We start from the raw sequence: 25,240 nt of genomic DNA on the forward strand, positions 1-25,240 counted from the left end.
ACACACAACAGGACCCTAATAAATTACTGAAAACAGCGATTATCAATAACTGTTACATAAGGAGAGCTAATAATGACAGATAGAAAAGTTTTGAACTTGATTGGTGCCTTTATATTTGGTGGCATAGGGCTAGTTATCCTCCTGCAAATACACCAAGCAAGCTACCGGATTGAAGCAGGATTATTCTTTTTATTAATCGGGATTGCCTATTATGCGCTTATATGGATTTACCGCAAGAAACACGGTGCGTTTATTCCTTTATTGGCGTTTATCGGCCTAATAGCGATTGCACTAGTCTTTCTCCAAGGAGTTCTTTTTGGAGGAGCCCACTAGGGAGAAACTTTCAGCACTTTTCTGTAACACCAGCCTAAATTAAAGGCACTGAAATCAGACCGCTTGCAATCAAACAAGAATCAACCAACATATGTAGAACGATAGGGACTAATAGATTTTTCGTTTTCATGACCAGCAGCCCATAGAAGATTCCAACGATAGCAAAGCCAAGACAGGCGCTGGCCGAAAAACCGAGCATCAGGAAGGAAGCTCCGTACCCGGCTGCAGAGAAAAAGACAGCTAGGTGCGGACCGCCTATTTCAGTCATGCGGGTCAGCCAGGCTCCCCTCCACAGCAGTTCTTCGGAAACTGAGTTAACAATTATATAGACAATTAAAAGCAAAGCTGCTTCTAAGTTAGAGGCGGCCATACTGTATATTGCCATTAATATAAACAGGCTGATCATTAACAGAGAAGCAAAACTGGTTTTTTTGTTTTGCATACACTCTGGCTTTCCAAAGGAGACGATGGTCCTTTTACTAAACCTCCGCCCAACATAAATCATAAACAAAACAGGCACCAAAAATAACAGTCTGTTTAAAATAAGGGCAGTACCAGGAGAAGCGATAAAATTCACGATTCTGTCGGCATACAATATTAAAAAAAGACCAAAAAAATAAGCGAGCATTGACCATAAAAACAACCGGCTAACTTCCTTGAAAAACGGAATCAGCAGCAACGGAACTAAAACTAGCATAAATAAGAACGTAAAAGCTCCTGCTTGAAACATCAGCAACGCTGCCATAAATAAACTTAAAAGCCACATATACCCACCACCACATTCCTGTAAATCCAAAACAATTCCTTCTCTGCGATTTTACCATTCGATTTCCTTTGACTCTACATTCCAGGAGAAAAAACAGCAGGATACCTATGCATCCTGCTGGCTAAATCGATTATTTTATAAATTGAAATACGTGAGAGACCGTCTCTGTGTATTTAGCCTCAGCATTTTCCAGACCATGTTTCCCAGCTTCCAGTAATGGCACCACCCGGTAGTTTCTCTGCCCCTTACTTGCTACAAAGGTCGGATAGAATTGCGGATTATCTAATTGGATCGTGGTTTCACCATTTGCAGAGTGCTTTGTAATATCAATGGAGGCCATTCCACCGATGTCTTTATAATCCCACATTTGCCCGGAAAGAAAATTGCCCAGTGAGTAGATAATAAATGTTTTCCTGCCATCGCTATTTGTAATCCAGTCCATTGGCTGCAAAACATGAGGGTGATGTCCAAAGATAACATCAACACCTTCCTCCGCCATAAAAGCCGCAAGATCCTGCTGCTGGTTGTCCGGAAAGCGCTGATATTCATTTCCCCAATGAATGCTCATTACAACTACATCCGCTACTTGTCGTGCTCTGTGGACCTCCTCTTTTATTTTCTCTTTATCAATCAGGTTGACGAGATAGTCTTTCCCTACGGGGACCGGTATTCCATTCGTACCATAGGTGTAGGACAAAAATGCCAGCTTTATTCCATCTTGATTGAGAATTCTTAATCTCTGCTGGTCAGCTGTATCTTTAAAGCTGCCAACATAAGGAAGGCCAACTTTATTCCAATAATCAATTGAAGCAAGGGCACCTCTTTCGCCTCTATCTAGAGTATGATTATTGGCGGTTGAAACGATATCAACCCCTGCGTCTATGATCGCATCTCCAACTTCCTGTGGACTATTGAAAGACGGATAACTTGAAAGACCAATTTCTGTTCCAGCGAGTATCGTTTCTTGATTAGCAAGCAATATTTCCGGCTGTAAAAGTTCCGGTTTTACCGCTTTAAGCATTGGTTTAAAATCGTATCCATCTGCGATTTCTGCATCTTCGTAAACTCTGTCATGAATAAGGATATCTCCAATCGCAGCAAGTGTCATTTTAGCCTCAAACTCTTTACCATTCACGGCTGTGCTTCTGTTCAGATGGTTCTCAATCTGCTGTGCGTTTACATCACCATCAGCATTAGAAAGATACATTTTCAGCAGCAAATTACCCGATACTAAAAATAATGTTCCAATAACGATTATTCCTATTGTTAACGACCTGTTCTTACCAACCGTACTTTTTCTCCTCATTAAAATCACCCTTATGTTGTTTTATTGAAACAGCCTTTTTTATTTTCACCAACCTGCAGCTGTTTATTTAAACCCATGTTGACAGCCAGTTTTGAAGGACGTTTTATACGTCAAAGTAGAACAACCCTCTTAGAAACCTTTTAAATGAGACCTAAGACATACTATAATATAGTTGATGAAACTTTTGGGGATAAATTTGAAAACGTTATCTTAAATTTGTTCTCTGATTAAATCTTATCCTGGAATTAGGGTATTAAAAAAAAGAGAGGTGATTCCATGTTTGCATTAACCGGCAGTGCCACCGAACAACTTGTTGAGGCCGTAAAAAAAGAGCAGAAGGCAGGCCCTGAAAAACTGTATGTCAGGTTATCAATGGGGATTGGCTGAGGAGGTCCGCAGCTAAAGCTGTCTCTGGAAGAGCAGCCGCTTACAGATGATAAAGTGTATCAATTCGAAGATGTTTCAGTCGTCATTCATGAACAAGATTATGTTTATTTTGATCATACCAAACTGGATTATGTGAAAGACGTTCTTGGACAAGGACGTTTTCAGCTTATTAAAACTTGAAGAACTGATAGTTTTACAATGAATTTACATGATATAAAGCAACCAAATGGCACTAATTAAAAATAAAAAAACCGTTGATTTCTTATAGAAATCTCGGTTCTTTTTTTGTCTAACTACTGATCTGAACATACTACAATTGAACTATTAGTTACTAATATTATTTATTGTTTTCTGCCCTCGGACCAAACCCCGTTAGGCTAAGTCCTCCGTTTTATTATTTTAGGCCCTGTTAAACTTAAGCTGTTGATTTTCGTTCCAGGCGATCACTTTCACTAATTAACACTGCTAAAAATTAACAGTGTTCTTTAACAGAGCCTTATTTTGAAGAAAACTTATATTTCCTCAAGAAAATTCAATAATTCATTAAAGTTTTTCGTGATTTTTTCTGTTTCCTCATTAACACCCTGATTGTCATAACACAAAGTAAACTTAACAATGAACTCATCATCTGCTAAAGTTGAAGAACCACTAGAGACCTCGGTTATAAAAAGATATTCCTTTGCAGCCGCTTCTTTAACAGGGGCTTTTTGCATAAACAACATCCTCCTTTAAATCATTTTACCAATTAATAGAAGAGAAGTTAGCTGTTGAGTTTGACAATCCATTGAATAATAACAGCTGAGAGCAGGTGGCGGTGCTACAAATCACGAACTTGCTCAAAGGGAAGTTCAATTGTAAAAACAGTGCCTAAGTCAGGATTACTTACAGCTGAAATCTCGCCCCCATGTTCAGTTACAATTTTTTTACACACGAACAGCCCGATCCCGCTCCCCGGTGCTTTCGTCGTAAAATAGGGGGCAAATAATTGTCCGGCTATATTTTTGTCAAAACCACTTCCATTATCAGCAATTTTGATAACCGCACAGGCCCCGTTAATCTCCGTATCTATATGAACTTTACCATAATACACATTGTCTCCCACAGCTTCACATGCATTCCTTATAATATTGAGCAGCACTTGTTTGAGCTGGTTATAATCGCCCAGGACAATTATGTCGTGAATCGGTAGAGTGTAAGTCAAAATGATCTTTTGCAAAAGGGCTTCACTTTCATAAAACTTTACCGTATCCCTTATTAGCTTACTGATCGAAACAGGCTTCCTCTCAAGCTCAAGTTTAGAGCCATCAAGAACTTCCTGAATTAAATCGTTTACTCTATTAATCTCATCCAGCACCACCTCTGCATATTGTTCTTTTCCAATTTCATTCAAATGCGGCTGAAGAAGCTGAATAAAACCCTTTATAGCAGTTAGGGGATTGCGAATTTCATGTGCGAGATTTGCGGCCATATTCATTTGTGCTCTCTTTTGAATGTTAGATTCAGGCTGTGAAGAGGAATTTAGATCAAAACGATTTTCTTCTAAGAATGTCAAATAAATCAGTCTCCTTTCAGCTGAATATGCAGCGAAGCAAATGTAAGTTCTTCTGTTCAGCTCTAATTTTAATAAGTTTGGTCTCCCTTAAAAACTTGCCGACAAAAGATCGGAGTCAGATTAAACCATTGGGCTTCATAACTACATTGATTTACCAGTCTAGTAAGATGCTAAGTTTAAGCTTTGCTGCTAGGTGGTAAACCTAACTTGAGATCGTCTCTCAAACATTTTATGAAGTATTTGAAGAAATATGATGGAAAAGCAAATAATCTATCGAAATAGCAAATAGTGTTAAAGAAAATTAGATTCATATTATTAATCATACAAAACATTTGTTTTGTTATCAATAAAGAACAAAAATGACTTTTTCAAGAACGTTATTGGAACTCGTTAAACAAAGAAACAGGAAATGGGGATAACCGAATGGTTGAAGCAGAACGACTGAAAGAGTATTTCTTGGAAAATGCAGATAGAATCGCCCATCAATGGTTGGATGTTATAGAAAATGATATAAGATCCCTTACTGGAAGAATTAGCAGCTCATTTTTTAAGGAGTTGAGCAAGGATACAAAACAAACAATCGACATTATTTCTAAATGCATTGATCCAAAATGTGATGAGCAGATCGAGAATTGGGCAGAAAGATTTGGAGAAAACAGAATTAGCATGGATATACCCATTTATCAGGTAATGGAACACTTCAGAGCGCTACGGACCATTACATCCGATTGGCAAGGAGCATTTTTAAAGCACGATCCAAGCGTTACAGGAATTACTGCCCATCAACTAGGCAGCGAGATAAATCAGACGATAGATGAAATGATTGCTATCTTTATCAAAAAGTATACAAAGTTAACCCGGCAACGTCTTCATGATCAGCAGCAAGTAATTGATGAACTTAGCACCCCGATTATATCTATTACCGATGGAGTGGCTGTACTTCCGATTGTTGGTGATATTGATACCCACAGAGCAAAGGTGTTAATGGAGAAAGCTCTTCAAGAGAGTTCAAACAAGAATGTTAATTGTCTGATAATTGATTTGTCCGGTGTTTTAATTGTAGACACTATGGTTGCCCAAGAATTATTTAAAATCATCTCCAGCCTTGAATTAACGGGGGTCAAGGTGTCATTGACAGGCATGAGGCCAGAGCTTGCCCAATCTGTTACTTCACTTGGGATCCGATTTGATGATATCAATATGTTTAATAGCTTAAGCCAGGCACTGAAACTATATGGAATAAGACAAAGGTAACAAAAAAAGAAAATCACCGATAGCACCCAGTCAACTGGAGGTTCAGTCGAAGAAACGATTTGTTGTTGAAGTTTCCGACTTTCGGGGACTCACTGCTGGATAAGGAAATGCGAAAGCCGAAAGCCCATTGTGCAGTCCCGACCACATAAGATGAGTTTTGCCTCGAGTAAGAGAGCAGCTTATGACTTTGTGGGGTGTAGGCGCTGTTGCCGGACAAGGAATAAAAAACCCGGAAAAGCTTTCTTTCCGGGTTTTCTAATAAACTATTTTTTGTTTTTGAATGAAAGCCAGGTAATTTTTGGTTCTGTTTTATTACGGATCCGCTCAATATTCGCTCTATGCCTATAGATTACAAAAAAGGCGAGCATTGCAACAACAGCTATTAAAATATAGTCGCCGGTAAAAAGGGAATAAATCAGCATAGCTAGAGCGGTGAAAATAGAAGAAAGGGACACATACTTTGTCGTGTACAAGCTAATAAAAAAGACAACGACACCAAACAAGAACATATAAGGAGCTGCAGCCAGCAAAATGCCGCCAGAGGTTGCCACTGCTTTTCCGCCTCTAAAGCCTGCAAAGATAGGGTACATATGTCCGATAACAGCAAAAACTCCCGCTAGTAAAACATGCATGTCCGAACCGAGAAAAATCGGCAATAACGCAGCAAGCGTTCCCTTTAAAATATCAGCAATAGAAACAGCTAAGCCCGCTTTAACTCCAAGCGTACGGAAAGTGTTCGTGCCGCCAAGATTCCCGCTGCCATGCTCGCGGATATCTGTTTTATAAAACACTTTACCGATAATTAAGCCAGAGGGAATTGAGCCAATTAAATATGCCATTATTATAATAATTGCAATAACCATGAAAATTTCTCCTTCATCTAAACTGGATTATTTTATTGTACCATGTTCTTTTAAAAACTCCATGTTGATTTATAAAGTATACCAAGTCTGCTATAAAAATAGTTTAAAAAAATCAAAAACCCTTCTACTTTCATTCTATTAAGGATTACTCCATTTATTAATAAATGCGTTGGTTGTCTTTGAGGGGGAAGATTACTTTGCCGAGGTGCTATCCAAGCGGATTTTTGCAGACCCGAACTGCTTCAGCTATCCGAATGTTGTTCCGCCTATCCAGGATCCGCCAACAAGGACCCCCTATAATCAGACTTCGAAAAGAGGTTTAGGACTTTTGTATCACGGGTAATAAATACTATTCTATCTATGGGGTGAATCGAATGCGGGAGAGCGAAATGAGTGAAGTCAGCGTCCAAGTTAAAGCGAAGCGGGATAGACAGGTTTTATTTAACACTAAATGTTTCGCTGTTAACTATCAGGAAGATAAAGTTCGTCTCCTGTCACACTTAAATTTAGGTGAATCACAGGAACTAATCCTTGAAATAGATAAAAGAGATTCTGAAGGCAGTTCTTTAAAGACTACAGGTAAGATCCTAGAAAAATCAAAGGATCCTCAATTTGGTTATATTTATCTTGTCGAAGTACTCTCTTTTGACCCCAAGAAGGTTTACTAGTCGGCTTTCTGGTGTACTTATAATGTAAAAAGTTTAGGAGAGTGTCTCTTGGCGTTACGAGGTTATCTATTGCAAAGAAAAAGAATGTTTATCACCATTATGCTCGTCCTGTTGGTGCTCTTGCTAAGTACGGTTATTTATATTCATACCCATAAACCGCTGCCGGAAGGTTTGTCCTTTGCGGGTGAAACTCATTACACAGATGATGTTCGTTTTTTGTATGATTTAACATACAAGGACCACAATGGGGATACCGTCATTGAGCAGCAGATTTTCGAAAGAATTTTTTCTGCGGTTGACGAAGCAGAGGAATTTATTGTCTTAGACATGTTTTTGTTCAACCCGTACTATAACGAAGATCTTGGCTTTCCAAGACTAACAGAAACGTTAACCTCAAAATTAATTAAGAAGAAACAGCAGAATGAAAAAATTCAAATAGCTTTTATAACAGATGAAATTAATATAGCATACGGTTCCCACTCGTTGGACCAGTTGGATCGGTTAGAAGAAGCCGGGATAGAGGTTATATTCTCAGAATTAAATCAGCTTAGAGACTCTAATCCGCTTTACTCCAGTGTATGGAGGACCTTTTTTCAATGGTTCGGCCAGTCCGGAACAGGGTGGCTTCCAAACCCAATGGCAGATAATGCTCCAAAGGTAACAATGCGTTCATATTTGCAGACGCTGAATATTAAGGCCAATCATCGGAAAGTGTTCATTACGGATAAAACGTCAATTGTGACTTCAGCGAATCCTCACGATGCCAGCGGTTTCCATTCTAATATCGCTTTTGAAGTCAGCAGCAGCGGGCTAAAGTCTGATTTGCTCAAATCAGAGCAGGCAGTGGCCGACTATTCGCGAGGCGGCAAGCTTCCTGAATATATGAATAACGAAGACAGAAAAGGAGACATTGCCGTTCAGGTATTAACTGAGGGGAAGATTTATAAGGAACTCCTTCATGAACTAAGAGCCACTGAAAAAGGGAATCACATTTGGTTAGGCATGTTTTATCTCGCAGATAGAAAAGTTATGGATGAACTGAAAAATGCCGCCCGAAGAGATGTGAAAATCAACATCATTCTTGATCCAAACCAAAATGCATTTGGATCGCAGAAAATGGGCCTTCCCAACATCCCAATAGCTGCTGAGTTGATGAAGATCGGCAGCGATAATATTGAAATTCGCTGGTATAACACTGGTGAGGAGCAATACCATTCTAAATTTATGTATGTGGATCATGGCAGAACAGGGACAATTATTGGCGGTTCAGCTAACTTTACGCAACGGAACCTCGATGACCTTAATCTTGAAACTAATTTAAAGTTAAAAGCACGGACGGATACTGAGTTCATTCAGGATGTAAGAGGCTATTTTAATAGACTTTGGCATAATGAAGATGGAGAATTCACAGTGGAATACGAACAAAACAAAGAACCGTTAACTATTGTAAAATATATCGGTTACTCTTTGCAAAAACTGTTCCGTTTTACAACCTATTAAACACCACATCAAAGCCCGGCATCTAGCCAGGCTTTTTTTAAATTAGATATGTCTCCCTGCTCAAATGCCCTTCATAGCCAGCTGGCCCCGCTCTTTTGCCGTTGAAACTGCTTGTACAGCACTGGTGCAGGACGAAAATAGACAGGTCACTAAAAGACAGCCAAGCCACCTATCTTATTTAGGCCTTGCTGGATGATTGAAGTTTTTCCACATAGCACGAAAAGATGGTTGCTGATGCAATCATTTTTTTGTGCTTTAAGTCCAGTATCTTTAAAATCGATTATGGAGCAATTGAATGGGGAACGATAAACTGAGTATTTTAGGCTGCCTAAGTTTCCTAGTACTTTTCCAACACATTTTATTTTCCATGTTTATCCAGAAGCTGGAACGGGTAAATAATTAAGTAGTTTTGTAAGGGTCTCAGCAAGGTTGCGAAAAAACAGAGAGTAAGCAGGTGAACAAATGATTCGATTTGAAAAAGTTAATAAGACCTACGACGATGGCTTTGAGGCTGTCAAATCGCTCAGCTTTGAAATTTCAAAGGGAGAATTGGTTACATTCATCGGCCCAAGTGGCTGCGGGAAAACAACAACAATGAAGATGATCAATAAATTGATTGATCCTACATCAGGCACCATCTATGTAGATGGGGAAAATATCACTCAGGCAAATGGGGTCGAACTGAGGAGAAACATTGGCTATGTGATTCAGCAAATTGGCCTGTTACCGCATATGACGATTGCGGAAAACATTGCCCTGATTCCCAAACTGAAAGGCTGGCATAAAGACCGCTATGAGAAAAGAGTGGATGAGCTATTAGATATGGTCGGACTGGAACCTTCTCAATTCCGTTCTAAATACCCATTGGAATTAAGCGGCGGCCAGCAGCAAAGAGTCGGCGTCATTCGCGCTCTTGCAGCCGAACCTCCAATTATCTTAATGGATGAACCTTTTAGTGCCCTTGACCCAATCAGCAGGGAACAACTCCAGGATGAGTTAAAGGAAATACAGCACCGCATCCAGAAAACAATTGTATTTGTCACTCATGATATTGACGAAGCCCTAAAGCTTGCTGATAGAATCGCAGTCATGAAAGACGGACGCATCGTTCAGTTTGATACTCCTGAGGCGCTTGTAACCAGCCCTGCTAATGAATTTATCCGTGACTTTATTGGTGAAAGCCGCCTAAAGGAAGTAACATCAACTATCATAGCTGACCTTTTGGAGGCAGACACGGCGATCATTGATACAGGCGGGAACCATAGCGGTCATCAGATGTCACCTGATTCACTCCTATTTGCCAGCAGTTCAGATGATACATATGCAGGAGCGTTTTTTGAAGGACGAAGCATACATAATTATCCTAGCATCCTTGTCGATGCTGATTTAAAAACAGCAGCAACACTTTTTCTGGATCAAAAGATAGAGGTTCTGCCGGTCCTTAATGAAGATCAGCTTGTCGGTCTTCTTACCCGGGACAGACTCTTACAGCATTTTGCAGGGCTAGGCAAGGAGGGAGCACGATCATGATTGAACCGCTTCATTTGTTTTTTATTAATACCGTGATGACAAGATCAGATGATATTTGGGAAGGCATGGTGGAACACCTATTTCTTTCGTTTACAGCTATTTTTATTGCTATTATCATTGCTCTTCCGCTTGGCATCTTTGTATCAAGACAGCGCAAACTAGCCGATTTATTTATCGGTATTACTTCTGTGTTCCAAACCATTCCCAGCCTTGCTTTCTTTGGATTTTTAATTCCGATATTTGGGACAGGGACTGTCACTGCCATAACGGCCTTGACCGTTTATTCACTGCTTCCGATTCTCAGAAACACCTATACAGGAATCATAACAGTTGATCAAGCTGTCATAGAAGCCGGCCGAGGGATGGGGATGACAGAAAACCAAATATTAACGAAGATTGAATTGCCTCTTTCACTTCCATTCATAATGGCAGGAATTCGTACAGCCACTGTATTAACAGTCGGAGTAGCAACACTAGCAACTTTTGTAGGGGCAGGCGGACTCGGTGAATTAATTTACAGAGGCTTATCAACATGGAATAACCAATTGGTGCTTGCCGGTGCCATCCCAGCAGCATTTCTGGCGTTATTTTTTGATTTTATTTTAAAACGCATCGAACTAAGAGCAACACCAAAGGGACTTAAAAGACAATAGGAGGACTTATTTATGAAAAAATTAATGATTATGCTATTGATGACATTCCTATTCATCTCTGGCTGTTCAAACGGTGATGATGAAAAGATCGTGATATCCGGAAAAATGTGGACAGAGCAATACATTCTTCCGCATATCCTCGCTGAATATATTAAAGCCCATACTGATTATGAAGTTGAAGTGCAAGACGGACTAGGCGAGGTTTCCATCTTAACACCTGCTATGGAAAAAGGTGACATTGATATGTACGTCGAATATACTGGTACTGGGCTTGAGGCAGTACTTAAAGAGAAAGCCGAGCCTGGAGAATCGGCAGATGAGATTTTTGAACGAGTGAAAGAAGGGTATAAAGAAGAGTATGATATAGTGTGGCTCGAGCCATTGGGATTTGAAAACACATACACGCTCTCTTTTAGCAAGGACAAAGATTTGAAAGCAGAGACATTTTCAGATCTTGTACCATATTCACAGAATATGACCTTCGGAGCACCCCACCAGTTTTACGAGCGTGAGGATGGATATGATGCTATGGTAGAAGCTTATGGTTTTAAGTTTGAGAACTCAGAGAGCTTTGATCCCAATATCATGTACGAGGCAGTGAAAGATGGGAATGTCGACGTTATCCCTGCCTTCACTACTGACGGCAGGATTGCCCGTTACAATTTAACAGCGTTAAAAGATGATAAAGGCTTTTTCCCGCCTTATTACGCAGCTCCAATTGTAAGGCAGGAGGTATTAGATCAATTTCCTGAACTTAAAGACGTTGTTAATGAGCTTGCCGGAAATATTAGTGAAGAAGAGATGTCTGAAATGAATGCCAAAGTGGATATTGATAAGCAAGAGCCTAAAGAAGTGGCAAGGGAGTTTTTAGAGAGCAAAGGACTTATTGATAAATAAGCGAAATTATGTTCCAATTGCTGGCTTTAAGGTAAACTGGAATGAAGTGTTACATCTAAAAAGGAGTGTTCAATAATGGCTATTGAAAATCCAAGCCGGGAACAAATCGGCAAAATCCTTAAAAAGGCCAAACGGATTGCAGTGGTAGGTTTGAGCGATGACCCGTACAGAACGTCATATATGGTGTCAGAAGCTATGCAAAGAGCAGGGTATGAGATTATCCCCGTTAATCCAACCATCAAGGAAGCACTTGGTGTGAAGGCAGTCGGATCCCTGCAGGAGGTAGAAGGACATATCGATATCGTCAATATTTTCAGGCGTTCCGAATACTTGCCTGATCTTGCAAAAGCTTTTGACCGGATAGATGCAGATGTGTTCTGGGCTCAACAAGGTGTTTATAGCGATGAGGCCTATAACTTTTTAAAACAACAAGGCCATACCGTCATTATGGATCGCTGCATCAAAGTTGAGCATGCGATTACGAGATAATGATAGCATGAATTAAAAAGGGATTAACTATTAGTAACGAACGCGTGAAGGAAGCTTCACGCGTTTTTTTGTATTATTATAGAAAAGTGAAATTAACCGAGAAAATCGGATAAGGCGGGGAGCATAAATGCATTATTTAACAAAACAGCTAGCCCAGGAGATCGTTGTACGAACGATGGCGATTATCGGCCGGAATATTAACGTAATGAATGAACAGGGGATCATCATTGGTTCAGGAGATAACAGCCGGCTAGATGATATCCATCAGGGAGCAGTAAGGGTTATCGAGCAACAGGCTGAGCTGGAAGTTACAGAGAAGGATGCAGGCCTCCTGCACGGGGTAAAACCTGGAATAAATCTGCCGATCACCTATCAAGGTGAAATCATTGGGGTAATCGGAATTACAGGACCCCCAAATGAAATAAAAAGCTTTGCCGAGCTCGTTAAGATGGCAGCTGAAATGATTGTTCAGCAATCCGTATTCATTCAGCAAATGCAATGGGATGACAGGCTAAAAGAGGAACTCGTCAGCCAGCTGGTCCATAGCGAAGGAAAACTGGACCGGTTATTTTATGAGCGTGCTGAACGAATTGGCATTAACCACAGCATTAAAAGAGTGGCGGTTGCCCTTAGAACAGACAATCGTCCACAAGTGTTAAACTATTTGAAAAATAAGCTTGGTAAGAACGACTTATACCTTATGCAGCCAGATCATATTATTCTATTAATAGCAAATCAAGGGCAGTCTCCCCATCTGAAAGATATTATTAAAACGGCTGAAAGCTGGGTTCAGCTTTTGAAGGGAGATACTAACCATGGCTGCCAAATTGGAATTGGCGGTTCTCTAGAGCCGGACAGCATCCGGGAATCTTATATACAGGCAAAAGCTGCCCTAGAGGCCGGAAGAAAGCTGCACCCAGACAAATCGATTTATCATTACGAAGACTATTTACTTCCGGTTATCCTCCATGAAACTGGAAAATCAAATTCCTGGGACAGACTAAAAAATTATAGCCTTCAGCTTAACAACGATGATAAAGGAGAATTGCTAGAGACATTAAAAGTGTATCTTGATGAAAACGGAGATATGAATAAAGTAGCACAAAGGCTGTTTATTCATCGGAATACATTAAGGTACCGACTTGAAAAAATCCGAGAAATAACTGGATTAGATCCTAGGAAAATAAAAGATTTAACAACGCTGTATTTGTCTCTTCTGGCTACCAAATTAACCTAACTGTGCAAACGCACAACTGATAAAGTCCGCTGTTTTTATCTCAAAAACATCTAGTGCATTTGCACAAAAATAGGGTTTTTGCAACAACATCTTTTGTCGAATTGCCTAATGTAAATACCTTGGACAGCGCTTACAATAATTCTAACAACTAGAATTAAGGAGGATCATTCATGGATATTCAAGTAAGCGCTTTCGGAGCGATTGTCGCCCTAGTTATTGCCATTATTCTTATTTTAAAGAAAGTTTCCCCTGCATACGGTATGATAACAGGCGCTCTTATCGGCGGTCTGGTGGGAGGAGTAGATATTACAAATACTGTCGCCCTGATGATGGAAGGCGCTCAGGGTATTATACCAGCTGTTCTCAGAATCTTAGCAGCCGGTATTCTAGCAGGGGTGTTGATAGAATCAGGTGCCGCTGGAGTTATAGCTGAAACGATTGTAAAAAAAGTCGGTGAAACGAGAGCGCTGCTGGCTCTGGCCATTGCCACGATGATCTTGACAACCGTCGGAGTGTTTGTTGATGTAGCCGTCATTACCGTCTCACCAATTGCCTTAGCAATTGCAAGCCGTGCCGGAATTTCTAAAACGGCCATTTTGCTGGCAATGATCGGCGGCGGAAAGGCAGGAAATATTATGTCACCAAACCCGAATGCAATTGCTGCATCCGATGCATTTGGCATTCCATTGACAACGGTTATGGCAGCAGGCGTTATTCCGGCCTTGTTTGGTCTGGCAGTGACTTACATCATTGCGAAAAAACTGACAGACAAAGGAACAAAAGTAAGCTTACACGATCATGAAACGATTGCTCCCGGCAACCTTCCTGTATTCTGGGCAGCGATCATTGCACCACTTGTTACAATCATTCTATTAGCTCTTCGTCCATTATTTAATATAAATATTGATCCAATGATTGCTCTACCTGCAGGTGGAATTGCCGGTGCACTTTTGATGGGTAAAGGACACCAGCTGAACGAGTTTGCGGCTTCAGGCTTGAACAAAATGACAGGTGTCGCAATTATGCTCTTGGGAACAGGCACCCTGGCTGGAATTATTGCCAATTCAGGTTTGAAAGATGTTGTTATTAACAGCCTAGATATGATGGGTCTGCCAGCTTTCGTACTTGCACCTGCCTCTGGTATCTTTATGTCAGCAGCCACAGCGTCTACAACAGCAGGTACAGCTGTTGCAAGCCAGGTGTTCAGTGCAACGATATTGGAAATGGGTGTATCCGCTTTAGCCGGAGCAGCGATGGTCCATGCAGGCGCTACAGTGCTTGACCATTTACCGCATGGAAGCTTCTTCCACGCAACTGGAGGAAGTGTTCACATGGAAATCAAAGAACGTTTAAAGGTTATTCCTTATGAGACAGCTGTCGGTTTAACATTAGCCATCATTTCAACATTAATATTTGGTGTCTTTAAATTATTTGGATAAAGGGAGGATTTGCACATGAAAATTGTAATTGCACCGGATTCGTTCAAGGAAAGCCTTACAGCACTTGAAGCTGCTGAATCAATTGAAATTGGGTTCAAATCCGTTTTCCCTGATGCAGAAATTCTAAAGGTGCCGATGGCTGATGGCGGTGAAGGGACGGTCCAGTCTCTCGTTGATGCTACGAATGGAAAAATACTTAAACAAATCGTAACTGGTCCGCTGGGCGAGCCTGTTGAAGGGTTTTTTGGAATATTGGGAGACGGTAAAACTGCAGTTATTGAGATGGCCGCTGCCTCTGGGCTGGAGCTAGTACCTGCCGAAAAACGAAATCCCCTAACAACTACTACAAGAGGTACAGGAGAATTAATTTCTGCTGCAATCGATTATGGCGCCGTTCACATCATTATCGGTATTGGCGGCAGCGCTACAAATGATGGCGGGTCTGGCATGGCCAAAGCACTAGGTGTTAAATTGCTAAATTTTGCGGGGGGTGAGATTGGGGATGGCGGGGGAGCATTAGCTGATTTAGCAAGAATCGATGCGTCCGGTCTGGACCCTCGCCTAGAAGCAGTAAAAATTGAAGTTGCCTGCGATGTTGACAATCCACTTACAGGGCCTACTGGAGCATCCGCTATATTTGGCCCCCAGAAAGGCGCCTCACCAGAACAAGTTGAACTTCTTGATTCGTATTTAGAGCGTTATGCTTCGATTATTGAGCGGGATCTAGGCCGAAAAGTAAAAGACCTTCCCGGAGCTGGCGCCGCAGGAGGTCTCGGGGCCGGCCTGCTGGCCTTTCTTCCTGCTGAGTTAAAGAAGGGGGTAGACATCATCATAGCAGCCACAGGTCTTGCAGAAAAGGTTAAAGATGCTGATGTTGTTATCACTGGCGAGGGGAAAATTGACGGCCAAACCATTTTCGGAAAAACTCCGATTGGAGTCGCTAAAACAGCGAAGCTCTATGGTATCCCAGTTATCGCCATTGCCGGACATGTGGCGAACGATAGTGCAGCAGTCCACGATTTTGGTATTGATGTTTTATTTAGCATTGTACCGGGGGCAATTCCATTAAGAGATGCATTAGAAAACGCGTCAATCAACGTGGAGCGCCTTTCAAAGAATATTGCCGCCTTGTTAAAATTTCAAATAGGGAACAAGTGATGCTAAGCCGCGGATTCGTGGCTTTTTTTATTAAGCTCGAATAGACTTGGCAGGTGATTTCCGCTACAGCCGCTCCTTCCCACAAGCGAGTCCGGGAGACTCCTCGCGACAAAGCGCCTGCAGGGTCTCCCGTGACTCGATCTCCGTCAGGACATGGTCTAACACCTTCGAGTAACTCCACGCACGAAGGAAATGCCCAAGCATTTTCGAGGAGTCGCCAACCTTTCATTACACCCCACACAGCAGCAAATAGCAGCAAATATCAACACTGTTCTTTAACACAAACAATAATTGAAAACGCCTCGAACCGACGAACATTCGAAACAATATCTCAGTTGATGTTTAATTTCCATAATAAAGTAATGGTATAATTATAGTGAAGAAATACTCTTTTATACCATTTTAGAAAGGGAGGTGTGACAAATGGGAGACTCCTTTTTTTACGAACATAACACCTTCACAAAGCTGAAAAGAAAAATATTTACTAATCTGCTTCCAATCTTCATCCTTTCATTCCTTATAATTTTGCTTCTTCTCATTAAAGACGATGCTATGGACACTATTAACATCATCACTTTCTTCATACTCTTAATCGGTTTGACCTTCTGTTTCCTTCTTCTTTTTCTTAATAAGGAGCTTTTTCGCTACATCGAAATCATCATTTGCTTTATAGCTAGTTTCATTTATATCTTCCGTGTTTTTAACACAATCCTAATAGATCTTGGAGTTGCAGGGAATGTACAGCTTGGAAGTGTAGCCTATTGGTCTCCAATCGTTTATATCCTCTTATTTTTTACATTTAGAGGCTCTAAAGCTTACCAAATTTCATGGCTAATCTACGCAATAACGCTAATACCCGGGATTTACCATATATTCTTAAGCGATAGCCGTTCCATACCAACACTCGATGCACTTATCCAATTTTACATTGCCAATTTAGGAGTAATCATCTCTTTATTTTATCTTCAAAGGGTATTGGAAACATACCTGCAGGCAGAAGCTTCCCAGCAGCTTGCCTATACTGATTACCTGACCAGCCTGCCAAACCGGCGAAAGATGGATGCATTACTTCACCAAGAGATTAAACGGGCTAGAAAAGAAGTAACTGCTGTTTCAGCTATCTTGTTTGATGTCGATTATTTTAAAAAGGTAAACGATAGGTACGGCCATGACGTTGGAGATAGTGTTTTGAGAGAGTTAACCTATCTAATTAATGGAAGTCTAGAAGAAGCGGATCATTTCGGCCGCTGGGGCGGAGAAGAGTTTTTAATCATTGCTGTGAATAAAAATCTCAACAATGGTGCAGCTTTAGCAGAGCGTTTAAGAACTGTCGTAGAAAATCATAAGTTTGACACCGTTGGCTTTTTGACCTGCAGTTTCGGTGTTTCAGAACTCAATGACCACGACCTTGCAAAAGACCTTTTAAAACGAGCCGATATAGCGATGTATCAGGCAAAGGAAACTGGAAGAAATCGAATTGTTACTCAATAGCAAAAAACCGGACATTTCAGTCCGGTTTTTATTTTCTCTGACACCTACTGCCAAAGTTTAAAGAAACGATCCCTAAATCTGTTAATCGGTGTTTCAGGCTTGCTCGCTGATTGCAATGAGGTTTTTATATCAATTAAACCATATCCAAAATCATGATCCTTTCCCTTAGAGCCAAGATCAATAGCAGAGGATTTTATCTTATCCATTACTTCTTTATTCGAAAGCTCTGGATTAGCCGAGAGCATTAACCCGGCTAGCCCGGCAGCATGTGGAGCAGCCATCGAAGTCCCCGAAAGAGCAGCGTACTGTTTATCAAAAAACGTGCTTAAAATATACTCTCCAGGTGCAGCGATATCAATATAATCTCCGTAGTTTGAAAATGGAGCCCTTGATCCGTCAATACTCACCGCCGAAACACTGAGGACTTCAGGGTACGAAGCCGGGTAGGTCGGCTGATTCGAACTATCATTTCCAGCTGCTGCCACGATTACAGCATTTTTACTATATGCATACTGAACAGCTTCCTCAAGAAGAACAGAAGGCTGGTAGTTGCCCAGGCTAAGATTAATAACATCTGCTCCGTTATCTGCAGCCCAGATAATCCCCTTTGCAATATCAAATGTCGTTCCATATCCTTCAGGACCCATCACTTTTACAGGCATGATTTTATTGAACCAAGTAACACCGGCAGTTCCTTCACGGTTATTAGTTTCAGATGCAATAATTCCAGCTACATGGGAGCCATGTCCATTATCGTCATCAGGATTATTATTATCATCTACCACGTTATAACCTTTAACTAGGCGATTTCTCAAATCAGGATGATCAAGGTCAACTCCTGTATCGACAACTGCAATAGTAATATCCTCACTTCCTCGTGTAATGTTCCAGCCCAGCTCGGCTTCAATTAATGGGAGGTTCCATTGGTACTTTTCCCGATACAGCGAGTCATTTGGTGCATTTATTTCATTTTGCAATAGTATGAAATTAGGCTCTGAATATACGACGTTTTCCAGACTGCGGAAGTAATGCAGGAGCTCAGCAGTTGTTTTATCTTGTGATTTAAATATATGAGTTTGATCAAGTTCCTTTAATACCTTGCCATTAATCTGTTCTTCTATACGGTCCATTTGTTCAGGGCTAGGATGCCGACTGAACTTTACTGTTGCTTGATTTTGATAATAATGGCTTTTATTTTTTTTATTATGATAGATGAGGCGGATGGAAGGGTCCTTGTCTAGTCTTTCCTTTATATTTTCTCCTCTTTGAATGTTGTTAACCTTGACCATATTATTTTGTTCAGTATTCTGAGAACTGAGCCCCCTGACTGCCCAGATTCTCGACCCAGAATGAATCCTCTCCAAGTCATCATGGTGTTCATTTCCAAATGGCAAAAAAATAAATAGACCTAAAACTGCCAGGGCAACCACCGTGAAAGCAAGCACTCTGTTATTCCTCATATCTGCACCCCGTTCTAAAACTCTTTTTGCTATTAGGTTGCAATAACAACAGAGAAATAAATCCGGGAATAATTGGAATAACAAAAGCGGAGACGACTGGCCAGAAACGCGAAAACTGGAAGGTCCTCCGGCAGAAGCGTCCTTTGCTTCTGCCGGAGGAACTGAAGTTTTCCGAGTTTCTAGGAGTCGCAGCTAGAGGAAGCAAAAGTGGTACGCCTTTAGCAGTTTTTAAAAAAGTTTATGGTTCCTTGTATATCAGAAGGAAGAGACATATCTTACGCCGAATAAAACAAAGTTGCTTTCTCAGTTTTTTAAATTTGGCTCAGGTGCAAGGCAGCAAAATTGTTTTTAGTCTGAATTTTATTTATGGAGGAAAGAAAATGAAATGGGTTAAATGGATCATATTTACTTTTGCAATCGGCTGGGCCGCTGTAATCGGTTTATTCATCATCGTGAATTTAATCGACCTTACAGCTGACTTCAATAAAATGAGCAAAAAGGAAGTAACCGCAGCCTCTTTAGATTATCTTGAGACCAAATATAATGAAGAATTCTCAATCTTAGACATTAGTTACAGCAGGCCTCGCGGAGATGACCACGGTACCTTTACCGTGGAAGCGATCCCAGTTAAACAGCCAGAGATTAGCTTGCATATACGAGCCAATGAACGGATGGAAGAACCCGTGGATGATTATATCGAAATGAAATGGAGAAGAGATGCAAAAGAAATGCTTCGCCCGGTAATCGACAAACTATTTCCCGAGCGTTTAGGCTATTTTGTGAATATAGGTTATCAGCCAGAAGCTGCCGAACATTTGAAGGCAGATACATATGAGCAGTCAGCCCTGCCAAGAGAGCATAATCTTTACTTATTTATCTATCCGTATCGTGATAACTTGGAGGAACATCTTGATGAGGAATACAAAAAGTTCTATGAACTTTATCAGTATATGAACACCCATCCTTTAGGTGAATTTTCAATTGGAATCAATTATTTAAATACTAAAAATCAAGAGGAGGAAGCAAAACGGTTTGAATATGAAGATCTACATAACCAAAAGGTGATTTACTACTTTAACCTTGATACGAGAACCACTTCCCATCAGCAAGCACTTAAATCTGTAGATGGACCAGGAGATATGGCGGAATTTGGCCATTTTCCTTACAAAAATTAATACGTTTTTTCCGATCAGCCTAGGAATTCAAATCCTCTAGACTTTATATAGTAGTTATTTATTCTGAAATTTAAACTTGACTACCGTCTAACTCCTTCTTCTAGCAAGTTTCCTTCAAGAGCTAACTTCCGTGAGTATCTTGCCAAGAAGCCATTCAGGTTGATGCCTAGCTGATGAAGTCACAGAACGACTTCACTTCGCGTGTCGGTGCTGTTTAAGACGCTTGCGGTTTTGTTCTTCTCAAGACATTACGAGAATAGGAGTAAAACGTGTTTTTATGGCAAATTTACGCGTTATTCACCAGTATATTTTTCAGCATTAAGAGAAATCAGTTTGCCAAATCCCAAGAAACCGCTACAATTAAGCATAGACGTCTCTTGAATGTATGTTAAAATACAGTATCAGGAACGCTTGTTCTATATACATTTTTTCATCACTTCAAAGGATTAGAAAGTCCTTTGACGAATACTTAATCAAATCATTGACAATATACAAAGAAAGCGTCAATGTGTGTTGCAAGAAATGAAAGGGGTATGTTCGTGGCAAGAAATCAGCAAGCATTTGACTACAATGATGACGCGATACAGGTGCTCGAGGGTCTTGAGGCTGTCAGAAAGAGACCCGGAATGTATATCGGGAGCACCGATACCAGGGGTCTGCACCATCTTGTATATGAAATTGTAGATAACTCTGTCGATGAGGCACTAGGCGGTTATGGTGACCATATCATAGTTAAAATACACAAAGATAATTCAATCAGTGTCCAGGATAAAGGACGAGGAATGCCGACGGGAATGCATAAACTAGGTAAACCAACTCCTGAAGTAATCCTTACAGTGCTTCATGCGGGCGGTAAGTTTGGCCAGGGAGGCTATAAAACTAGTGGAGGTTTGCATGGTGTTGGTGCCTCTGTCGTTAACGCCCTGTCAGAATGGCTGGTTGTAACGATTAAAAGGGACGGAAGTATTTATCAGCAAAGATTCGAGAATGGCGGAAAGCCGGCAACCACGCTTGAGAAAACCGGTAAGACGAACCAGTCTGGAACGATGATTCATTTTAAGCCAGATCCACAAATCTTCTCTTCACTTACTTATAATTATGACACGCTCTGTGAGCGCCTTCGTGAATCAGCGTTTTTGCTAAAAGGGTTAAAAATCGAGATCATTGATGAACGTCATGATGTCCGTGAAGTCTTTCATTATGAAACAGGCATTGAAGCTTTTGTAACCTATTTAAACGAGGAGAAAGATGTTCTTCACCCTGTCCTTTCTTTTGAAGGTTCAAACAGCGGGATAGAAGTCGATTTTGCGTTTCAGTTTAATGATGGTTATTCAGAAAACGTTTTGTCCTTCGTAAATAATGTTCGCACAAAGGACGGCGGCACTCATGAAGCAGGCTCTAAAACGGCAATGACCCGAGTATTTAATGAATACGCAAGAAAAGTTAGCATTTTAAAAGAAAAAGACAAAAACCTCGAGGGTGCTGATATCCGTGAAGGTTTGGCTGCTATTATTTCGGTAAGGATACCAGAAGAAATCCTTCAATTTGAAGGGCAAACAAAAGGCAAGCTCGGAACAAGTGAAGCACGTTCTGCCGTTGATTCAGTTGTTTCCGAACAGCTGTCTTACTTTCTTGAAGAAAATCCTGATATCAGCTCACTCCTTATTAAAAAGGCAATTAAGTCTTTCCAAGCGAGAGAAGCAGCTCGTAAAGCCCGTGAAGATGCACGAAGCGGAAAGAAGCGAAAACGTTCGGAAGCTGTTCTATCCGGCAAGCTGACTCCGGCTCAATCGAAAAATCCCAACAAAAATGAATTATACCTGGTTGAGGGTGATTCCGCAGGCGGATCAGCCAAACAGGGGCGTGACAGAAAGTTCCAAGCCGTACTGCCGCTGCGAGGCAAGGTTATCAATACCGAAAAAGCCAAGCTTCAGGATATCTTTAAAAATGAGGAAATCAATACGATTATCCATGCTATTGGAGCAGGTGTTGGTGCTGATTTTAATCTTGATGATATTAATTACGAAAAAGTTATCATTATGACAGATGCGGATACAGATGGAGCACATATACAGGTTTTGCTTTTAACATTCTTTTACCGCTATATGAAGCCTTTATTAGAGGCAGGCCGCGTTTTCATCGCCCTTCCTCCGCTATATAAAGTAAGCAAAGGGACCGGCAAAAAGGAAATAATCGAGTATGCCTGGAGTGATGATGAGCTTCAGGGAGCAATGAAGAAAGTCGGAAAAGGCTACATGATCCAACGGTACAAGGGGCTAGGCGAAATGAATGCCGATCAGCTCTGGGAAACGACAATGGATCCAGAAACAAGAACGCTAATCCGTGTCCAAATCGATGACGCAGCTCGCGCAGAGCGCCGTGTGACGACTCTAATGGGCGATAAAGTTGAGCCTCGCCGAAAATGGATTGAATCAAACGTAGCATTTGGGCTAGAAGAGGATAGCAATATACTAGAAAACGAGAATATCTCCGTAACAGAGGAGGTTAACCCAGAATGAGTATCGAAAAATTTCGCGACCTTCCGCTAGAAGATGTACTTGGAGATCGGTTTGGCCGCTATAGTAAATATATTATTCAAGAGCGGGCACTTCCTGATGCCCGCGATGGCCTGAAGCCCGTGCAGCGCAGGATTCTTTATGCTATGCATGTTGAGGGCAACACCAATGAAAAAGGATTTAGAAAATCAGCGAAAACGGTCGGCAATGTTATTGGTAACTACCATCCACATGGAGATTCATCTGTATACGACGCGATGGTCAGGATGAGCCAGGATTGGAAAGTAAGGAAGTATTTAGTTGAAATGCATGGAAATAACGGAAGTGTTGACGGAGATCCCCCAGCAGCTATGCGTTATACGGAAGCCCGGCTTTCTGCGATTGCTTCCGAGCTTTTAAGAGATATCGATAAGCAAACAGTAGAGTTCATCCCAAACTTTGATGATACCTCAAGTGAACCCACCGTACTGCCGGCAATGTTCCCAAATTTGCTTGTTAATGGATCAACCGGGATTTCTGCCGGTTACGCCACGGACATCCCTCCCCATCATATAAACGAAGTAATTGACGGCGTGATTATGAGAATGGATAAGCCTGATTGCTCTGTTGAGGATTTAATGACGGTCATTAAGGGACCAGATTTTCCTACAGGCGGGATCATTCAGGGTGTTGAGGGAATTCTCAAAGCCTATAAAACAGGTAAGGGCAAAGTTATTGTCCGCGGACAAGCCGCTATTGAAGATATAAGAGGCGGTAAACAGCAAATTGTGATCACTGAAATTCCTTATGAAATCAACAAAGCAAACCTGGTCAAGCGGATCGATGAATTCAAACTTGATAAGAAGGTTGAGGGCATTTCTGAGGTTCGGGATGAGACAGACCGTACTGGAATGAGGATTGTCATTGAATTGAAAAAGGACGCAGATGCTGAAGGCGTCCTTCATTATCTATACAAAAACAGTGATTTGCAGATAACTTATAATTTTAATATGGTCGCCATACATAAGAAGCGCCCTAAACTTATGGGACTAGCCGAACTCCTTGACGCTTACATCGGCCACCAGAAGGATGTTGTCACGAAACGGTCTGAGTATGACCTTCGTAAAGCTAGAGACCGTCAGCATATTGTTGAAGGCCTGATGAAGGCACTCTCCATTTTAGATGAGGTTATTGCAACAATCAGAGCATCAAAAGATAAGCGTGATGCAAAAAACAATTTGATTTCACACTTTCAGTTCACTGAAATCCAGGCGGAAGCCATAGTCTCCTTACAGCTTTATCGGTTAACAAACACGGACATTACTGCATTACAGGCAGAAGCTGAAGAACTTAGAAAAAAAGTGGAAGAACTGCTTTCCATTCTAGAAAGTGAAAAGAAGTTAAACTCAGTTATTAAAAAAGAGTTAAGAGATGTTCGCAAACGTTTTGCTGACGAGCGGCGCACAAAGATCCAAGCCGAGATTGAAGAGATAAAAATAAACCTTGAGGTACTTATAGCAAGTGAGGATGTCATTGTAACGGTTACTAAGGATGGCTATGTAAAACGGACAAGCCAGCGTTCTTTTGCAGCCTCGAGCGGCCTTGATTTTGCTATGAAGGATACAGACCGGCTCCTTGCACATTTAAACATGAACACAAAAGATGTGCTTCTCCTGTTCACAAACAAAGGAAGCTATTTACACCTGCCTGTTCATGAACTTCCAGATATTCGCTGGAAAGACCTTGGGCAGCATGTTGCTAACATTGTCCCATTAGACAGGGATGAAGAAATTATTAAAGCTGTGCCTGTTACTGATTTTGAACAGCAATCATTCCTCGTATTCGTAACCAAAAATGGGATGGCCAAGAAAACTGAGCTGAAGCAGTATAAAGCACAGCGCTACTCAAAACCGCTAACTGCTATTAATCTTAAAGGCGATGATATCGTTGTTGATGTCCATCTAACTGATGGCTCAAAAGAACTGTTCCTAGTCACAAGTCTCGGCCATGCCCTTTGGTTCCCTGAGGATGAAATCAGCCCAATTGGAATTCGGGCAGCCGGTGTAAAGGGAATCAATTTAAAAGATGATGATTTTGTAACTGCCGGAAAATTGGTCGATAAATCAGCAGAACAGTCAGTGCTGATTGTAACCCAGCGGGGTGCTGCCAAGAGGATGAAGCTGTCAGAATTTGAGATCGGCTCCCGTGCAAAGCGAGGAGTTATTATGCTTCGCGAACTTAAAGCGAATCCACATAGAATTATAGGTGCAGAGATTGTCCGAAACGGTGATCAGATCTTTGTACAAACAGAGAAATCAGTCGTAGCAACTTTTGGTTCTTCTGACCTTCGTTTTAATGATCGATATTCAAACGGATCCTTCCTGGTTGATGAACAAGAGAGCGGCAAACTTAAAGCAATCTGGAAGGTAGAAGCCGAAACTGTTCAATCGGATAAGGGAATCCTTCCGACTTAATAATGACCAAAACCTTGCATAACCCTTGGGTTCATGCAAGGTTTTTTGGTTTTCCATTTCCAGCAAATGATGGCATGTATTTCCTTATTACTGGACATAATAGCAATATAGCT

General features: G+C 41.1%; 21 protein-coding genes. 15 read left to right on the plus strand and 6 right to left on the minus strand.

The annotated features are described in order from the left end of the window. Positions 1-72 precede the first annotated feature (72 nt). Positions 73-333 carry a hypothetical protein gene (locus tag HRJ06_RS13260; protein ID WP_174733418.1) on the plus strand — a complete coding sequence of 87 codons (261 nt, stop codon included), beginning with the start codon at positions 73-75 and terminating at the stop codon, positions 331-333. Between the two features lie 34 nt (positions 334-367). Here HRJ06_RS13260 and HRJ06_RS13265 read toward each other — a convergent pair whose 3' ends face one another. From HRJ06_RS13265 to HRJ06_RS13280, 4 genes are all read right to left on the minus strand, one after another. Then, positions 368-1,129: a CPBP family intramembrane glutamic endopeptidase gene (locus tag HRJ06_RS13265; protein ID WP_174733419.1), complete on the minus strand. Its 762-nt coding sequence runs from the start codon at positions 1,127-1,129 to the stop codon at positions 368-370. A 100-nt stretch (positions 1,130-1,229) separates the two neighbouring features. Beyond that, positions 1,230-2,405 carry a CapA family protein gene (locus HRJ06_RS13270; RefSeq protein WP_242035243.1) on the minus strand — a complete coding sequence of 392 codons (1,176 nt, stop codon included), beginning with the start codon at positions 2,403-2,405 and terminating at the stop codon, positions 1,230-1,232. An 899-nt stretch (positions 2,406-3,304) separates the two neighbouring features. After that, a complete protein-coding gene (locus HRJ06_RS13275; RefSeq protein ID WP_174733420.1) occupies positions 3,305-3,505 on the minus strand; it encodes a hypothetical protein in 201 nt (66 codons plus the stop codon). A 104-nt stretch (positions 3,506-3,609) separates the two neighbouring features. Continuing rightward, a complete protein-coding gene (locus HRJ06_RS13280; protein WP_174733421.1) occupies positions 3,610-4,344 on the minus strand; it encodes a two-component system sensor histidine kinase NtrB in 735 nt (244 codons plus the stop codon). A 423-nt stretch (positions 4,345-4,767) separates the two neighbouring features. On the opposite strand from HRJ06_RS13280, the gene HRJ06_RS13285 reads away from it, so the two are divergent. Next, complete coding sequence (locus HRJ06_RS13285; protein ID WP_174733422.1) at positions 4,768-5,598, plus strand: STAS domain-containing protein; 831 nt, start codon at positions 4,768-4,770, stop codon at positions 5,596-5,598. Positions 5,599-5,861: 263 nt separating this feature from the next. Here HRJ06_RS13285 and plsY read toward each other — a convergent pair whose 3' ends face one another. Beyond that, the gene (plsY, locus tag HRJ06_RS13290) at positions 5,862-6,461 is read right to left on the minus strand and encodes a glycerol-3-phosphate 1-O-acyltransferase PlsY (protein ID WP_174733423.1); all 600 of its coding nucleotides are present in this window, start codon (positions 6,459-6,461) and stop codon (positions 5,862-5,864) included. A 389-nt stretch (positions 6,462-6,850) separates the two neighbouring features. On the opposite strand from plsY, the gene HRJ06_RS13295 reads away from it, so the two are divergent. From HRJ06_RS13295 to HRJ06_RS13340, 10 genes are all read left to right on the plus strand, one after another. Then, positions 6,851-7,129 carry a hypothetical protein gene (locus HRJ06_RS13295; protein ID WP_174733424.1) on the plus strand — a complete coding sequence of 93 codons (279 nt, stop codon included), beginning with the start codon at positions 6,851-6,853 and terminating at the stop codon, positions 7,127-7,129. Between the two features lie 48 nt (positions 7,130-7,177). After that, positions 7,178-8,629 carry a phospholipase D family protein gene (locus tag HRJ06_RS13300; RefSeq protein ID WP_242035244.1) on the plus strand — a complete coding sequence of 484 codons (1,452 nt, stop codon included), beginning with the start codon at positions 7,178-7,180 and terminating at the stop codon, positions 8,627-8,629. 462 nt (positions 8,630-9,091) lie between these two features. Continuing rightward, positions 9,092-10,159: an ABC transporter ATP-binding protein gene (locus HRJ06_RS13305; RefSeq protein ID WP_174733425.1), complete on the plus strand. Its 1,068-nt coding sequence runs from the start codon at positions 9,092-9,094 to the stop codon at positions 10,157-10,159. Continuing rightward, on the plus strand, positions 10,156-10,812 hold the full coding sequence (locus HRJ06_RS13310; protein WP_174733426.1) for an ABC transporter permease: 657 nt from the start codon (positions 10,156-10,158) through the stop codon (positions 10,810-10,812). Before HRJ06_RS13305 ends, HRJ06_RS13310 begins: the two co-directional genes overlap by 4 nt. Positions 10,813-10,824: 12 nt before the next feature. Then, positions 10,825-11,709, plus strand: coding sequence for an ABC transporter substrate-binding protein (locus HRJ06_RS13315; RefSeq protein ID WP_174733427.1), 885 nt, complete (start codon positions 10,825-10,827; stop codon positions 11,707-11,709). 75 nt (positions 11,710-11,784) lie between these two features. Continuing rightward, a complete protein-coding gene (locus tag HRJ06_RS13320; protein WP_174733428.1) occupies positions 11,785-12,198 on the plus strand; it encodes a CoA-binding protein in 414 nt (137 codons plus the stop codon). Between the two features lie 127 nt (positions 12,199-12,325). Continuing rightward, positions 12,326-13,435, plus strand: coding sequence for a CdaR family transcriptional regulator (locus tag HRJ06_RS13325; RefSeq protein ID WP_174733429.1), 1,110 nt, complete (start codon positions 12,326-12,328; stop codon positions 13,433-13,435). Positions 13,436-13,605: 170 nt separating this feature from the next. Then, the gene (locus tag HRJ06_RS13330; protein WP_174733430.1) at positions 13,606-14,874 is read left to right on the plus strand and encodes a GntP family permease; all 1,269 of its coding nucleotides are present in this window, start codon (positions 13,606-13,608) and stop codon (positions 14,872-14,874) included. A gap of 15 nt (positions 14,875-14,889) precedes the next feature. Further along, positions 14,890-16,032 carry a glycerate kinase gene (locus HRJ06_RS13335; protein WP_174733431.1) on the plus strand — a complete coding sequence of 381 codons (1,143 nt, stop codon included), beginning with the start codon at positions 14,890-14,892 and terminating at the stop codon, positions 16,030-16,032. A gap of 423 nt (positions 16,033-16,455) precedes the next feature. Then, entirely contained in the window at positions 16,456-17,523 is a 1,068-nt protein-coding gene (locus tag HRJ06_RS13340; protein ID WP_174733432.1) for a GGDEF domain-containing protein, read from the plus strand. A gap of 44 nt (positions 17,524-17,567) precedes the next feature. Here HRJ06_RS13340 and HRJ06_RS13345 read toward each other — a convergent pair whose 3' ends face one another. Further along, complete coding sequence (locus HRJ06_RS13345) at positions 17,568-18,983, minus strand: S8 family peptidase (RefSeq protein ID WP_174733433.1); 1,416 nt, start codon at positions 18,981-18,983, stop codon at positions 17,568-17,570. 380 nt (positions 18,984-19,363) lie between these two features. On the opposite strand from HRJ06_RS13345, the gene HRJ06_RS13350 reads away from it, so the two are divergent. From HRJ06_RS13350 to parC, 3 genes are all read left to right on the plus strand, one after another. Next, positions 19,364-20,158, plus strand: a complete 795-nt coding sequence (locus tag HRJ06_RS13350) for a hypothetical protein (protein WP_174733434.1) — start codon at positions 19,364-19,366, stop codon at positions 20,156-20,158. Between the two features lie 539 nt (positions 20,159-20,697). After that, positions 20,698-22,677, plus strand: a complete 1,980-nt coding sequence (parE, locus tag HRJ06_RS13355; RefSeq protein WP_174733435.1) for a DNA topoisomerase IV subunit B — start codon at positions 20,698-20,700, stop codon at positions 22,675-22,677. After that, positions 22,674-25,127: a DNA topoisomerase IV subunit A gene (gene parC / locus HRJ06_RS13360; RefSeq protein WP_174733436.1), complete on the plus strand. Its 2,454-nt coding sequence runs from the start codon at positions 22,674-22,676 to the stop codon at positions 25,125-25,127. Before parE ends, parC begins: the two co-directional genes overlap by 4 nt. Positions 25,128-25,240 lie beyond the last annotated feature (113 nt).

Source organism: Mesobacillus harenae (assembly GCF_013343715.1).
GTDB lineage: Bacteria > Bacillota > Bacilli > Bacillales > Cytobacillaceae > Mesobacillus_A > Mesobacillus_A harenae.